14 protein-coding genes are annotated in these 16,045 nt (G+C 29.0%); 1 reads left to right on the top strand and 13 read right to left on the bottom strand.

Going from position 1 to position 16,045, the window contains the following annotated elements:
* Positions 1 to 41: 41 nt before the first annotated feature.
* Positions 42 to 1,073: a galactose ABC transporter substrate-binding protein gene (locus ACZ5RS_RS12040; protein ID WP_464635770.1), complete on the bottom strand. Its 1,032-nt coding sequence runs from the start codon at positions 1,071 to 1,073 to the stop codon at positions 42 to 44.
* Positions 1,074 to 1,299: 226 nt separating this feature from the next.
* On the bottom strand, positions 1,300 to 2,448 hold the full coding sequence (gene fucO / locus ACZ5RS_RS12045) for a lactaldehyde reductase (RefSeq protein WP_464635772.1): 1,149 nt from the start codon (positions 2,446 to 2,448) through the stop codon (positions 1,300 to 1,302).
* Between the two features lie 288 nt (positions 2,449 to 2,736).
* On the opposite strand from fucO, the gene ACZ5RS_RS12050 reads away from it, so the two are divergent.
* On the top strand, positions 2,737 to 3,288 hold the full coding sequence (locus tag ACZ5RS_RS12050) for a TetR/AcrR family transcriptional regulator C-terminal domain-containing protein (RefSeq protein WP_464635774.1): 552 nt from the start codon (positions 2,737 to 2,739) through the stop codon (positions 3,286 to 3,288).
* A gap of 1 nt (position 3,289) precedes the next feature.
* On the opposite strand, the gene ACZ5RS_RS12055 is transcribed toward ACZ5RS_RS12050, so the two are convergent.
* The 11 genes from ACZ5RS_RS12055 to ACZ5RS_RS12105 form a co-directional block, all read right to left on the bottom strand.
* Positions 3,290 to 4,261 carry a hypothetical protein gene (locus ACZ5RS_RS12055; protein WP_464635776.1) on the bottom strand — a complete coding sequence of 324 codons (972 nt, stop codon included), beginning with the start codon at positions 4,259 to 4,261 and terminating at the stop codon, positions 3,290 to 3,292.
* 2 nt (positions 4,262 to 4,263) lie between these two features.
* A complete protein-coding gene (locus tag ACZ5RS_RS12060; RefSeq protein ID WP_464635778.1) occupies positions 4,264 to 5,622 on the bottom strand; it encodes a PfkB family carbohydrate kinase in 1,359 nt (452 codons plus the stop codon).
* Complete coding sequence (locus ACZ5RS_RS12065) at positions 5,622 to 6,713, bottom strand: ABC transporter ATP-binding protein (RefSeq protein ID WP_464635780.1); 1,092 nt, start codon at positions 6,711 to 6,713, stop codon at positions 5,622 to 5,624. The genes ACZ5RS_RS12060 and ACZ5RS_RS12065 overlap by 1 nt, the downstream gene beginning before the upstream one ends.
* On the bottom strand, positions 6,706 to 7,614 hold the full coding sequence (locus ACZ5RS_RS12070; protein ID WP_464635782.1) for a nucleoside phosphorylase: 909 nt from the start codon (positions 7,612 to 7,614) through the stop codon (positions 6,706 to 6,708). The genes ACZ5RS_RS12065 and ACZ5RS_RS12070 overlap by 8 nt, the downstream gene beginning before the upstream one ends.
* A gap of 13 nt (positions 7,615 to 7,627) precedes the next feature.
* Entirely contained in the window at positions 7,628 to 8,431 is an 804-nt protein-coding gene (locus tag ACZ5RS_RS12075; protein WP_464635784.1) for an ABC transporter permease, read from the bottom strand.
* Complete coding sequence (locus tag ACZ5RS_RS12080) at positions 8,431 to 9,273, bottom strand: ABC transporter permease (RefSeq protein ID WP_464635786.1); 843 nt, start codon at positions 9,271 to 9,273, stop codon at positions 8,431 to 8,433. Before ACZ5RS_RS12080 ends, ACZ5RS_RS12075 begins: the two co-directional genes overlap by 1 nt.
* 52 nt (positions 9,274 to 9,325) lie before the next feature.
* Complete coding sequence (locus ACZ5RS_RS12085; RefSeq protein WP_464635788.1) at positions 9,326 to 10,597, bottom strand: amidohydrolase family protein; 1,272 nt, start codon at positions 10,595 to 10,597, stop codon at positions 9,326 to 9,328.
* Between the two features lies 1 nt (position 10,598).
* Entirely contained in the window at positions 10,599 to 11,345 is a 747-nt protein-coding gene (locus ACZ5RS_RS12090; protein ID WP_464635790.1) for a creatininase family protein, read from the bottom strand.
* 15 nt (positions 11,346 to 11,360) lie between these two features.
* The gene (locus ACZ5RS_RS12095) at positions 11,361 to 12,482 is read right to left on the bottom strand and encodes an extracellular solute-binding protein (RefSeq protein ID WP_464635792.1); all 1,122 of its coding nucleotides are present in this window, start codon (positions 12,480 to 12,482) and stop codon (positions 11,361 to 11,363) included.
* 24 nt (positions 12,483 to 12,506) lie between these two features.
* Complete coding sequence (locus ACZ5RS_RS12100) at positions 12,507 to 13,274, bottom strand: GntR family transcriptional regulator (protein ID WP_464635794.1); 768 nt, start codon at positions 13,272 to 13,274, stop codon at positions 12,507 to 12,509.
* Positions 13,275 to 13,944: 670 nt separating this feature from the next.
* Complete coding sequence (locus ACZ5RS_RS12105; protein ID WP_464635796.1) at positions 13,945 to 15,747, bottom strand: hypothetical protein; 1,803 nt, start codon at positions 15,745 to 15,747, stop codon at positions 13,945 to 13,947.
* Positions 15,748 to 16,045 lie beyond the last annotated feature (298 nt).

A 16,045-nucleotide genomic window follows, 5' to 3' on the forward strand; every position in this document is an offset into this window, starting at 1 on the left:
AGCCCATCTGGGCTTCTATATAACAAATTCAAATATTTGGATTAATATGCAGCATCTTCTATATTATCTTTAGTGATAGCAACGTAATCTAACCAAACATGTTTACCAGTCATTTGTTTTCCAACTGTTTCAGAGGTTACTTCTTTACCTTCATCTAATAGTGTTAAAATCTTATAAATTGTATTACCTAATGTAACAGGATTATTTAAGCTAGTAGCTAATAAGGTTCCATCTTCTAATGCACTTACACCAACTTTTGTTGCATCTACACCAACAACTGGAATATAATCACCATTACCGAAATATCCTGAAGCTTTTAATGCTTCAATTGCACCTAAAGCCATATCATCATTGTTTGAGAAGATTGCATCTATATCATCGCCTTGAGCTGCTAAAATTGATGCTACTTGGTTCATAGCTTCACCTCTTTGCCAGTTACATAACATTTGAGATAAACAGTTAACTTCAATACCATTTTCTTCAACTCTTTCAATTGATTTTTCAGTTCTCATTTGTGAATCATAGTTTCCTTGCATACCGACAAGCATTACATAATCAAGTTTTCCATTACCGTTTCTATCTGCTGTTGCTGGATTTGCTTTCCAATATTCTGATACAGCATCGCCTTGAATCCAACCAGATTGTTCTGCAGCGGAAGAAATATGATATACCTTATCATATGAATTTAATTCATCTTCAGTTGGGCTTGTACAGTTAATAAAAAGAATTGGAATATCTTGTTTTTTTGCTTTAGCAATCATTGAAGCACTATCATTAGGGCTAATATTATTTATACAAATATAATCAACTTGTTTTGCTAATAATGTATTAATATTATTTGTTTGAATAGCAATATCTGATTGAGTATCTGTTGATAATATTTCAATATTACCACCTTCAGCAGCTTTGTTTACAGAGTTTCTTGCAGCAGTAATAAATGTATCACCATAATTATACCAAACAAATCCTGCAACACTTTTACTTTGTCCTGCTTCCTCTTGATTACCTTGAGCAAAAATAGATATTGAACATAGCAACATCACACCAATTAATGAATAAAATCTTTTTTTCATCCTTAACTCCTTAAATTTTATATTCAAATTATCAAAGAGAAAAAATAGACTGTATATAGAAATATGATATTAAATAATGCATAAAAAAATGCAATAATTGCCATATTTTGCAATCATTGCACTTTCTTGTTAAAATTGATGATATAACAATTATTTTAAAAAGCAAAAACTATGCCATGAAAATAATCACAGCATAGTTAATATATAAGTTGTTATGAGAGTACAATTAAATTAATGATTTATATAATTCAACAATATCCTCTTTAGTACAATCTCTTGGGTTTCCAGGTCTACATGCATCATTAAATGCACTTTCACTTAAGAAATCAATATCTTTTTCTTTTACAATGTTTTTTAGATCTTGAGGAATACCTACATCAATTGAAAGTTGTTTTACTGCATTTATTGCTGCATCACGATATTCTTCTTGAGACATAGAGTCAACATTTTCAACGCCCATTACTCTAGCAATTTCTCTATATTTTTCTCCAGTATAATCTCTGTTGAATTCCATAATTCTTGGAAGTAAAATAGCACAAGCAACTCCATGAGGAGTATCATAGAAAGCACTTAGTGGATGAGCCATTGAGTGGTCAACACCAAGACCTACGTTAGAAAATCCCATACCAGCAATGTATTGACCTAAAGCCATACCTTCTCTACCATCAGCTTCATTATTTACTGCAGATCTTAGGGATTTACTTATAATTTCAATAGCCTTAATATGGAACATATCAGATAATTCCCAAGCACCTTTAGTAATGTAGCCTTCAATTGCATGAGTTAATGCATCCATACCTGTTGCAGCAGTTAAACCTTTTGGCATACTACTCATCATATCTGAATCAACAACAGCAACTACAGGAATATCCTTTGGATCAACACAAACAAATTTTCTTTGTTTTTCTGGATCTGTTATTACATAGTTAATTGTTACTTCAGCAGCAGTACCTGCTGTTGTAGGGACAGCAATAATTGGAACACATTTGTTTGCTGTTGGAGAAACACCTTCAAGAGATCTTACATCTTTATTTTCAGGGTTATTGATAATAATACCAATTGCTTTTGCAGTGTCCATTGCTGAACCACCACCAATTGCTACTATACAATCTGTTTTATTTTCTATAAAAGCATCTACACCAGTTTGAACATTTTCAATTGTTGGGTTTGCTTTAACATTAGAATAAAGATAATATTCAATATTAGCTTTTTCTAATAAATCAGTAACTTTTGTTGCTACTTTGAACTTGATTAAACTAGGATCTGTACATACAAATACTTTTTTAAATCCTCTATTTTTTATCTCTTCAGGTATAACTAAAATTGAACCTGCACCATGATATGATGTTTCATTTAATACAAATCTTTGTACCATAAAATGCCTCCATGAGTATCTTTATCTATAATTAATTATCTATACAAAACTTTGGAAAAACAAGTTACAGTTTTATTGAAGTGTCACTCTAGATTAAAAAAAGTTAAAATTTTTACTTTTAATATTTATCTTACATAATACATTTTTATAAAAATTATTTCTTTTATGAACAAAGAATAGTCTCCCTATTTGAATAAATAGAAACTTAGGAATATTATATTATAAATAATTAAAACAAAATAAATAAATTAACAAAAAGAGAGTTACACTTTTAAAAAGGACAATATTATGGATACAAAATTAGAATTTGCTCTTGCAATCAAAGATCTTATGAAAACAAAAAGTTTAGATAAAATTTCTGTATCTTCAATATGTAAAAAATGTAATTTAACTCGCCAAACATTTTATAGAAATTTCCAAGATAAATATGCTCTAGTTAATTGGTATTTCCAAGAACTTTGTAATAAAAGTTTTTTATTAATGGGCGTTGAATTAAATCTTAAAGAAGCACTTTATGAAAAATTTAAATTCATAGAAAATGAAAAGATTTTTTTCAATCAAGCTTTTAGAAGTGATGATTATAATAATGTTAAAAATTATGATTATGAGATGATTTATAAATTTTATGAAAACTCTATAATTAAACAAACAAAAAAACCATTAACTCAAGAGACTGCTTTTTTATTAGAAATGTATTGTAAAGGATCTATCGATATGACCTGTAAATGGGCAACTGGTTATTTAGAAATTTCTAAAGAAAAAATGGTTGATTTATTAATAAAAAGCGTGCCAGATGATTTAAAACCTTACCTAATTAAACTTAATAAAATAGATAAATAAATTAAATTATAATCCTAGCTCCAATTATATAAAATATTATGGACAAAGCCCAAAATACATAACTAGATTTTTTAGCTTTTTTAAATTCACCTAATAAAAATCCACCTAGCTGAGTCCAAAGTCCCGATGTTAATCCTAATGGCCAACTTACAACAGCACTTAATAATCCAGTTGATAAACAATGAAGCATATTCCCACCATAATGGAAAAGAGCTGCTATTAAACTCAATAAATGAATCTTATAATTTGCATTTTTTATTGTTTTAAATAAGCCATCTTTTGGAGGCTTTATAAGATTTAAAATTAACATAAATATAAAAGCACCGAGCACAAAAATACTAGTAAAAGATAAAACACTTAATCCATTTGGGTTTAAAATGGTTTTTAAACTATAAGAGATTGAAAAAGCATAAGAAGAGCCAACAGCAGAACCTAAAACAGATAATAATATTATCCTATGAAATTTAACATCTTTATTACTGACCTTTTGCTTTGATTTATGGGAAAGATATGAAAAAAATATTGAAAAAATTAAAAGTGATAAACAAATTATTAATCTTATAATACTTAAATTAGGAGGAGTCCCTCCAATTACAACTGTAAAAGTTGCACCAACTAATAAGCCGATTGTTTGTTGAATTGGTTGTGATATTGTAAGTCCAATTAAAGATATAATATAAAAATTTAATATCATGGACACAGAAAAAAGAAAACCACATACACCTGTTACAATAACAAGAGAAGGGTTAAGTAAAAATACTTGTTGTATTTCTTCAATTAAAGCATTTTTTTTAACAATAAAACTTAAAAGCCAAACAAATATCAAAGAAAAGAAAAACACTTCTAAAAAGAAAGCTTTCATAGGATATCTATTTAAAAACTTTTGGGAGATTGGCCAAGTCCCCCATAAAAAAGCTGAAAACAATGTTATAAAAATAGCTTGATTGTATGAAATATTTACTAAAGTATTCAAAATTAATTATTCTCTTTTTCACATCTTAAAGTATCTCTTACTCTCATAAGAACTTTTCCAAGATGATTTTCACCAGTTCCATCTAAATTATCTCCCCAGAAGTTATCTGTTGATGTATGTTCTACTAATTTAGCGTCCCCGCTCATCAATAATAGATTTTTAATATCTTCATTTTGAGAAAATTTAGCTAAAACAATATCATACATTTTATCGACTCTTTCTCTTTTCCATCTATCATCATCATAGCTACCACTGTTAGTGTTTCTGCCCATGTCAATTACTTCATAGATATCATCACAATGTCTAATTTTTTCTCGATATTCTTCATCAGAGTGTTTATATGCTTGATAACATTGTTCTGATGTGGGCCAAATTTTTCCTTCATATTCGAAAGGATATAAAGACAAGTTACATAAATATCCAAATGCATCAAATGGTTCATAGAATTCAATTACTTCTTTATCCTTTTCTGGATTTTGTAAAAGTTTTCCTTGACCACCTAAGCATAAAGCTGTTGCAGCTCCACAAGCATTTGCAAACTGTAATTTTGTTGGAGTGTTATAACTTTTTAAGCAGAAATTAACATATAACCAACCAGCAACAAAACTATCACCACTACCTGTAGTATCTAAAGGTTCAATTTTATCTACTCTCTCATAAAAAAATCCATCATCACTCACTTGCATAACTCCCTTAGAACCTAAAGTACAGATTAAAGTAGTATTTTTGCATTTTTTTGCTAGTAATTTCACTGCTCTCTCATCATCAACTGCATTTGGAATTAATTTATGTAACCCTTGTTTATTAATAAATATAGTATCTGAAGAATTAATTATCTTTAATAATTGTTCTTCACTTCCATTAGCACTATCTAGATCAACAGAAATTGAAACATCTAAATCTTTTAAAATATCAAGATATGCTAAAGTTTTTTCGGGGTTTAACCCAATTATATGAACACTTTCATATTCGCCAATTTTTTCTTTGTTTTTTCTAACCATATCAACAGAAGGATAAATATCATTAGATGGGACAACCACTAATGCTTTTTCTCCAGTATGGTCTAATAACATCACACAATAAGTTGTGGTATCTGAATTGATTGAAATAAAAGAATTATCAATGGAACTATATTTAATGTTTTTAAGTCCTATTTTACCAAAAATATCATTTCCTATAGTACTCATTAGTGCAACAGGAGCTCCAAGGGCTGCTAGTTGTACAGCAGTATTTGCTCCCTTACCTCCTGGGATCATATTTGACTCATCAGCCAAAATACCTTCATCCCAAGTCGGAATATGGTCTACTTTTAAAAAAATATCTGTATCAATATCGCCTAAAACCATAAATTGTTTCTTCATTATATTCTATTTCCTTTTTCGTCAAATAACATAAGTACATTTTCTAAGAATTTTACTTTAACCACATCTCCAACTTTATAATTAAAGTTAACAGATGGAAGACTCATTACAATCTCAGTTCCAAATAATACTACATGTAAAATAATACTTGCTCCGCCGTTTTCAATGAAATTAATTTCAGCTTCAAAACCTTCCTCATTATCACTAATTTCAAAATGTTCAGGACGAACTCCTAATTGATAAAGTCCATTTAAAGAAGATAAAGAGGCATCTGTTTTGCTAAAGTTTTTTGCTAAATCGTTAATTGGTAATACGATATCACCTAATACGGCAGTTTCTTTATCTAACATAATTGGAAAAACATTAATCTTTGGAGATCCTAAAAATTCTGCAACAAACCTAGTTCTAGGATTATTATAAATTTCTTGAGGAATAGATTCTTGCTCAATTTTTCCTTTATGCATTAATACGACTTTATCTCCCATAGTCATAGCTTCAATTTGATCATGCGTTACCATAATAGCAGTAACACCTAACTTCTTTTGTAGCTGTACAATTGATACTCTTACACTTGCTCTTAATTTTGCGTCTAAGTTTGATAAAGGTTCATCAAGTAATAGCAATTTAGGTTCAATGACTAAAGCTCTAGCTAAGGCAACTCTTTGTTGTTGGCCCCCAGATAGTTCTTTAATATTTCTCTCTTCTAAACCAGTTAATTCAACTAGATCTACTATCTTCTTGATTTTAGTAGCAATATCAGCTTTTGATACTTTTCTTAATTTAAGACCAAAGGCAATATTCTCTGCTACGCTCATATGAGGAAATAAAGCATAGTGTTGGAATACAAACCCAATTTGTCTATCATTTATAGGTTTTAGAGTTAAATCTTCACCTTCAAGTATAATTTCACCTGAGTTAATAGGAGTTAATCCTGATATAATTCTTAATAAAGTAGTTTTACCACATCCACTGGGACCTAATAAAACCACAAAGTCTTTTTCTTTAACTTGCAAGTTAATATCTTTTAAAACTTCAACATCACCAAAGCTCTTTGAGACATGGTTAATACTTAAAAAACAATCACTATTCATCTTTCTCTCCAAGCAATTGAGAAGGTACCCAATATTTCATATTTTTCTCTTCTTTTTCTTTATCAATTTTGTATAACTTAGCAACCGCTTCAAGAGCTATTGCAATAGCAGCTTCATGTCCACCACCAGCTTTAAAGCCTTCTTTATTAAATACATTATCCCCAACAGAACAGATGGATCCACCTCTTCTATTAAATAAAGATGTTAATGTAAAAATTGCTGAAGTTTCTCTATCTGTGTTTAAAATACCAGCTCTGTTATAATAATCGATGATATCTAAATCTTGTTTTTGGATATAACCATCAACAGAAGGTTTTCCCCAACCACAATATTCACTATCTCCACTTCTTGTTATTCCAACATGGAAAGTATGACCATTATCAGTTGCGGCAGCTATTAATGCGATTAATACTTCATAACTTGCCATAGCAGGATATTGAGGAACCACATAAGATTTAGTCATGCCCTCATCTCTTACAGCACCGGAGGAAATTACCACATCACTTGGATGAACACTTTCATGCCAAGCCCCACAACCACCAACTCTTATAAAAGTATGTGCTTTGGAATGGCTCATAAATTCATTTAATACAAGCTCAGCTTCAGGAGCTCCACTTCCACCACTTACAACAGATACTTTTGCACCTTTGTAGTAACCTGTATATGTAACAAACATTCCAGTTTTAGCAACTAATTTTGGTGAATCTAAGAATTTAGAAATTTCCATAGCTGAATCTTCATTATAGCCACAAAGAGGATCTCTTACTGTCATTAATACATAATCACCAATAGTTTCCCCATTAATTCCTGTTAAGGCAGGCCTATTATCATCAGTAATAAATTTTGGTAAATAATCCAAATGTTCATAATTTTCTAATAATGTTTTATAACCTTTTCTCATAATAATTCTCTCCCTATAGATATTGTGACCAATTCCAGATTTTCTCTGCAATTAAAGCAATTATTGTTGTAACCAACATGATAATGGCACTAACTGCAATTGCTAATGGATCAAGGCCTTCAGTTCTTAATTCAACATACATTCTAACCGGATAAGTTAAATACTTGGTTCCTGCAATAAAAGTTGAAATTGTTACATCGTTGAAAGATATCATAAAGCCAAAAATTGCACTTATTATTATTCCAGGTACTACAGATGGAATAGTGATTAAAAAGAAAGTTCTAACAGGAGTAGCTCCTAGTGTCATTGCAGCATTCTCTAAATCTTCATCTAAATATGTCAAACTTGAAAGTAACAATCTAATTACATAAGGCAAAATAAGGATAATATGTGCTGCAACTAATCCATAAAAAGTTCCAAGCACTCCCAATATTGCATAATATTGAATTAATCCAATTGCCCAAACAATTCCAGGAAGCATTAATGGTGATAAAAATATAGTTTGTAAGAATATTGAGATTTTACTTTTCCATTTAAATATTCCATATGCTGCTGGAATACCTACCAATAAGGCAACACATAAAGCAGCAAAAGAAACTCTTAAACTAACTTGAATTGCAGTACTATATTCTGGATTTGTAAAAAACTTTTTAATCCATTTTAAAGTAAATCCAGTTGGTGGAAATCTAAAAAACTCACTATCATTAAAGGCACTCACCATAATCATGATTATAGGGATTAACATAAATATCAAAACTAAAATCGCTGTAGCATTATTTAATCTTGTTGATATGCTTTTTGAAGGATTTTTTTTCATTATTTATTTCTCCCTTTAGTTAATCTAGTACAGCCTACAAATACAATTCCAATCATTATCAAGAAGAAGAGTGAATAAGCAGAAGCAAATGGCCAGTTCATAACCAACATAGCTTGTTGGTATGCATAAGTACCAAATACTTGAATTTTTCCTTGACCTAAAGAAGATGGAGTAACAAAACTAGTTAAACAAGCCATGAATACCAAAATACAACCAGCTAAAGCGCCTGGAAGACTTAATGGTAAAGTAACTTTATAAAAAACTCTAACTGGTTTTGCACCTAAAGTTCTTGCAGATTCTAAAATTTCTGAATCAATAGCTAATAAACTTGAAGTTAAAGGATAGATCATCATTGGTAAAAATGATTGGACTAAGCCAATAATAACACCACGATTAGTACCCAAAAAAGCTATTGGTTTATCTATTAAATGTAAATTTCTTAAAATAGAATTTATCATTCCATAATTCATTAAGATAGTGAACCAACCCATTGTCTGAATCATCGCACCACCTATCATTGGCAATATTACAAGAGTCATTATGAAACCACGATATTTTTTATCTAGGCGGGATATCCAAAGTGATATTGGATAAGCTAAAACAAAAATTATTGCAGTTGAAATTAATGCTAAATATAGAGTTCTTAAATAAACATTCATTACATAAGAACCAGCAAAAATATCCTTATAGTTATCTAAAGTAAATGTTGGATCTGTAAATAAACTCCCAGCTATATAGGTTTGAAAACTTTTTGTAATTAAAAAATATAAGGGCACAAAGAAAACAAGTACAATTAACATTAGAGCTGGTAATACTAGCCAAAAATATGATTTTTTTCTCATGTTTTTCTCGATTTTATATAGGGTGGCTTTTGCCACCCAAATTTAATTTAGATTAATATCTATATTTTGCAGGATATGCTGGGAAGAATAAGTGCTCAGTAATTGTTTCAAGTCTTGCTTCCTTACCATTAATCAAACAATAATGTTCTGTTGGTCTACTATCGTGACCTCTAAATCCTGCAATTTCTCCATCTACGATAGTTAAGGATGCACCAAATGGATCCCCAGCTTCAATTGCTTGTAAAGCATCTTTACCAACTGATGAAGGTGGATTATCAATAACAATAATATCTGCTTGTCTTCCAACTTCAATTTTACCAGTATTTAATTTATATAAATCAGCTGTATTACCAGTTCCCATAGCAATAGCTTGTTCTGCTGGAATATCATTTAAAGAAGAAGCTTTTACAATAGCTAAGTTTATAGCAGCTTGTAATGCAGATTGTCCTGTTGGAGCATCGGAACCAAAGTTAATTCTATGTAGCTCATTTCTACCTTTAACTTGTTGTAAAATCTTATTAAAGTTTACAAAGTTACCATTAACGACCAATTCTAAACCAGCATCACTTTCTTTGATTAATCTATCAATATGATCATAAGATACACCAGTTGATCCACCGTTAAAGTGAGCAATTTTATCTGGTTTAATTTCTAAAATATCATCACTAGTAACCCAAGATGAACCAGGAATTGAAGGAGGTGCTAAGTGACAAGATACAAAGAATCCATATTTTCTTGCCCAATTTACCATTGGAATTACTTCCTCTGGTTTAGCAAGTCCACCACCACCGATTTCAGCAATTAACCAAACACCAGCTTCACTCATTTCTTTAAAGTCTTCTTCTTTTAGACCATGAACTAATACAAGAGCACCACCGTGCATCTTTAATGCTCCACCAGGTCTAAACTTTTGGAAAACTCTTGCTGACATAATTGCTGTAGCTTTTACACCAATTGCATCATCATAGAATCTTGGATAACCAGGACCTTGTTCTCCTTCAGATATCATAGTTGTTGTACCATATAATAGGGCATCTGAATAACAACCAACAGCTCCTCTTTGAGGTGCATAGTCATCTAAAGTATTATGTAAGTGACTATCTATTAAACCAGGACATACTACTTGTTGATTAGCATCAACGATTAATTCGATATCAGAAAAATCTAAATCTTTTTCCATTCCAATTTCAGTAATAAGACCTTTTCTACAAACAATAGTATCAGCATCTTTAATAATACCTTTATAAAAGTCCCCACTTACAATTTTCTTTATATTTTTTATTACAATATCCCCATTTTTAGGTTTTGCAAAATAATTTTCCACGTTAATTATTCTCCTCAATAATAAAATTTAATTGCTTAACAATTAATTCAATCATTTGTGCAAGAATGCTTGCACCAGTTTCACTATTACTCTCTGTTGGATCTCCAACAAAGCCTTCTTTACTTAACTCTTGAGTTGACCAACCCCAACTTGCACAATTCAATTTTTTTAGCAAATCAAAACCTTTGGTTTGAGTTTTTTCTGTTGGTAACTTTGAATAAAGATCTTTAAACTTAGGATAACAATTCATCATTAATGATGTTTCTGCATAACCAGCGTGCATACTATCTGGGAAACTACATTTACCTCCAAAAGATCCATGTAAGTATCCTAATGACATGCAATAAGTATTAATATTATATTTATATTTTATATCGTAGGTAGCTGCTTCTAGTATGCCGGTATTCCCCCCGTGCCCGTTTAAAATAATTAAATTATTTACTTGTTGACAAGAAAGGGAATAACCTACATCATAAATTAGATTAAGCAATGTTGTAGCTGAAATATTAATTGTTCCAGGATAAGACAAATGCTCAATGCTCTTTCCATAATTTATCGTTGGTAATATGCCAATATTAAAGTCATTTTTATGTTTTTTAAGCAGTTCTTCTACAACTGCATTTACTAAAAAATGATCTGTTCCAACTGGTAAATGATTTCCATGTTGTTCTGTAGAACCTATTGGAAGAATAACAGTTTTGATATTTTCTAATTCTTTCGAACTACATTCAGCCCATTGCTTAATCATAAATTTACTCCTAAATTAATTTCCCTTGTATTCTACAAGTTCTTGGTTCCAACGATTTGTCCAATCAGCTCTTTGAGAGATAATGTATAACCAATCTAAATCAACCAATGAATCTACTTTTTCTCTGTAAACTGTTCTATCCGCTAAAGCGCCATCTAGTTCAACTTTAGAGTTAGTAGGTCCGAAATAAATTTGTTCAGCATAAGCTGTTTGTGTTTTAGGGCACATAGCTAATTGAGTCCAAGCATCTGCTAATTCAGGATGTTTATTATTTGCAACAATTGTTAATACATCCATCATTTTTACACTACCTGGATTTTCAGGCCATGAGAATGAAATATTCATACCCTTATCTACATAAGTCCATGCATAACCGTTGATAACTGGAGCAGCTACTACATCACCAGCATCCATCATCATGAATAATTCGTCTAAACTGTTATAAACTAATGGGATTGGACATAATTCTTGAAGTTTTTCAAAACCTGCATCAACATCATGTTCATCAGCACCATTTAATCTTGCAGCGATTGCTAAGAATCCGTCTCCTTCAGATCCTGGATAACTTGGGAAAGCTATTTTACCCTTATATTCTGGTTTCCATAAATCAGCCCACTGTGGTGCTTCATCAAAATAATCTGGGTTATAAGCAATACCTAAACCCATGAATGATTGACCATAACCACCAATTTGAGCTAAGTCATATAAATCATCATAAGCAGGAATTTTTGAACTAGGAGCTTCGGTAATACCATCAGCCATTGCTTGTTGGCATTCGTAAAGATTTAAGTAACAGATATCCATAGTTGGATTATCTTTTTCCATATAAATCTTTGACATTCTATCCCCTGTTCCACCAAGTAATAATTCTACTTTTGCACCACGAGCTTCTAGTGGAGGAATAATGTTTTCACGAATAATATCTTCGATTACACCACCCCAAACACCTACTACTAATGTTTGTCCAGTAAAATCTTTGCCGTCAAGAAATGCTAATGTTTGAGCATCTAATCCTTCATCTGCTTTTGCAATTGCTTCTGCTTTTGCTGAAGCTGATGTAGTTTCTGTAGTACCACTTGCCATTGCTGGAAAAACAAAAACAAATAGTAATAACATTCCCATAACAATTTTTTTCATTGTTTTCTCCCTCTCCAAAAATATTTATTTGGATTTTAAATTTATGGATAAAATTCCATAATAACCATATTCATTTGTGTTATAGAAATTATCACAATATTCTATTGGGATATTCATACCGTCCACTTCTTCAAATGTCTCTCTCAGTATGTTCAATAACACAAAATTCTTCTTAACTTCCAACAATTCACAAACTGAATCATCTGGAATAATTACACTCATTTTTTCCTCGGCATATGAAAGAACAATGTTGTGTTTCTTAAAAGATGTGTACATTGACTCATTATCTTTTAATTCACTGGTTATTGTTTGCATTATCTTTGTATTTCGATAATAGTTGTGTTCTACACATACCGGTATTTTATTTAAGTAACGTACTCTAACTAGCAATATGACAGGCTCTCCTTCCATGATCATAAATGATTGAGCAACATTACTTGGACAAGGAACCTTTTCTTTAGAAATAACTTTTGTATATATTTCATTTTTATCTTTTTCAAATTGAGTTCCAAATCCATTTGTTACATATCTATTTTTGTTAAAGCTTTGTTTTACAACGGTTACACCTCTACCTTGCCTACTCATCAAAATATTTCTTTGTAAAAGTAGTTTTTCAGCTTTAACTATAGTAATTCGCGAAACATTGAAATCTTCAGCAAGTTGCATCTGAGGTGGTAAATTAGAACCAATAGGATACACTCCTTGAGATATTAACATTTCTATTTGCTGGGCAATCTGGCTATACAGCGGTAAAGCCCCGTCCCTAAAATCCAAATCTTTTTTATCTTCCATCCACACAATCCTTTTGCAAAATTTGTATTAATGATATATCAAATATGCATATATTAACGTTAGCCCTTCTTTTAAGGCTTGTCAACGTGATTTTTTTAAATTTCTGTAAATAGATACAAAGAAAAAAAGTAAGTAAAATTACTATTAATAAGCGAACAAAATGTTAAAATTGTAACAAAAATGGCAAAATTTTACCTAAAAAATTGCTTATTCTTTATATAATAATAAAATAAAGCATTTATATTTTGATACAAAAACATTAATAATTGTGGTAACTTAAGATAAATAAAACACTTAACAAATGTTTGGAAAAGTTTCATATTTTTTTAAATAAATTTTTAAAACATACAAATACATTAATAAATAAATATAAAAAAGTTTAAATATAAAGAAAATGAGCATATAAATAGATAACTAAAATGCTTTAAATTTGAGATAAAAAATACTATTTTATAGCTTTTATTACAACTTAAAATTACAATTTATTTTATTTTAATATAATTTATAAACTTTATAATATTTTAAAATCACAATTTTCTATAGCCTATAACTAGAATAATTTTTTATTTCTAATAAAGGCTTAACTTCAAATACTAAACCATTCAAATCATCTATTGTTATAAATTATTTGTAAAATTTTTAAATAAAAAATTATAAATATTAAATAAATCTAATAATTAATTAAATTAATTTTTAAATCAACACTTTCATTATTACAAGTATTAATTATCGAATTTAAACAATGTTTTGCTATATTAGATTTTGATTCAACTAATTTTTGATTCTTAGGCCTTATAGCTAAAATATATCGATATTTACATTTTTTAATAGTTGTTATAAAAGAATCTTCACTAGAAAAAGATTCAGTAATATTATATCCAATATTTTTATTCTGTGCACAGTTATACAACTTTCTCATAAAATCTTCTTGATTATTATGACGTAAATCTTTTATCATTTTTATTGACAATTCTATTTGTCTTTCTAATTGTCTCATATTATTATCAAAACCATCTTTTACATGTACAATAATCAATTCATTTTTTTCTTCATTATATTTAATCAAATCCGCAAATTCTATATTTTGTATTATTTTTTTATGTAAATGAACAAACTTTAAATCATTTGAAACTTTTTCATTAAAATAATTTTCATTTTGACCTTCTTTCCAATTTATATTAATATCTTGAGTAAAACGATCATCACCTAACTTTAGAGACAAGCTATCAGTTAATAATTCAGAATAACTCTTCTCTTGCAAATAATATTGTCCAAAAAAAACATAGTAATTTTTATCACTATAAACAATTTCACCTGATAAATGATTAATAATGGACCGTTTAATTAATATATAATTTTCTCCTTTAGAAAAAATTTTTGCTTCAAAAATAAACTCTTTTAAGGAATCAATATTTTCATCCATTTTATTTAATTTACAAAAGTCACTATAGGCTTTATAAATAAATTCTAAATCATTAATATCTTCAATTTGGTAAATTATTTTATCCTTATAAATTATTTCATAACTATTTGCATTTCTAAAATTTTCAAAATCTTTATCAAAAATATCAAATTCTATTGGTTTTCCATTTGAATAATTAGAAAAAATTTCACTAATTAAACGCTCATTTAATTGTTCAATTTCTTTTTCATTTTGTTTTTTTGTCAGAGGTTTAAAAAGATTAAAAGCATCAGAATATTTTTCTATATCAAGCTGATCAACTTTATTAATCAAAGAGATTAATCTATCATAATCTAATGCAATATTAAATTTTATATTATTTTTTGCAAATATTTTTACTATATGATGCTTAAAAGAAATTTCTTCACCAAAAAAATTTTTTATCAATTCTTCATCATCAAAATGACCATCAATTTCTCTAAAAAAAACATTTAAATTATTTAAATTGATAAAATCTATTAGACTTCTATAAGTTATATCTTGAACTCTAATATTACTAGCTAAATTTGTACTTTTGTAGGATGAAATACGGAAGTTTTTTTTAAAACAACTTGCGAAAGCTAATCCAAAATTAGGTTCATATATTGATTCAATTTCATTGTACCCACTGCCAGTTGTAACAGCAAATAAGGATTTATCATTCCAAATAAACATAATTGACGAAGGATAGGTAGTCTTATATTTAACAACTTGCTCCGAAGCCTGAATAAATGATGAACAGAATTTAGACAACTGAGGCTTTTGAGTAGAAAATTCACAAAATAAAAAAATAATTTTATATCCTAATTTCAAACAATCTTCATTTACTTTTTGTTGTTTATAGTACTCTTCTCTTTTGTTTTTTGAATTATCTATTATGGAATCAGCTATTTTTTGAGCTAAAAAAGAAAGTTTGTATTTGTTGTCATTCAAATCTTGTTTAAGTTCTTTTTCTTTTAAATTCAATTTTTTTATAACTTTATCTTGATTAATTAAATAAATATTATGTTTCTTCTTATCTTTTTTATCCATTTTAATCCTCACGAAAATTAATTAGTTGTATAATATAAATTAAATATATCACTTTACTAATTTAATACCAAGTAAACAATTGGAGGTATTATAAAATTTAATAAAAATTATGGATAATATTTTATCAACATTAATAAAAAACAATTACATACCTTTTTTCTTCTATGATTAGATGACAAAAAGCTCTGGATAAATATTCTTTTGAAAGGCTGAACTGACAAGTTCAAAAAGTTATAAAAGCATCAATATAAATATCTAAAATAAGCTAGAATTAACTTCTAGCTTATTAAAAATATAT

The organism is Pleomorphochaeta caudata (assembly GCF_055395745.1).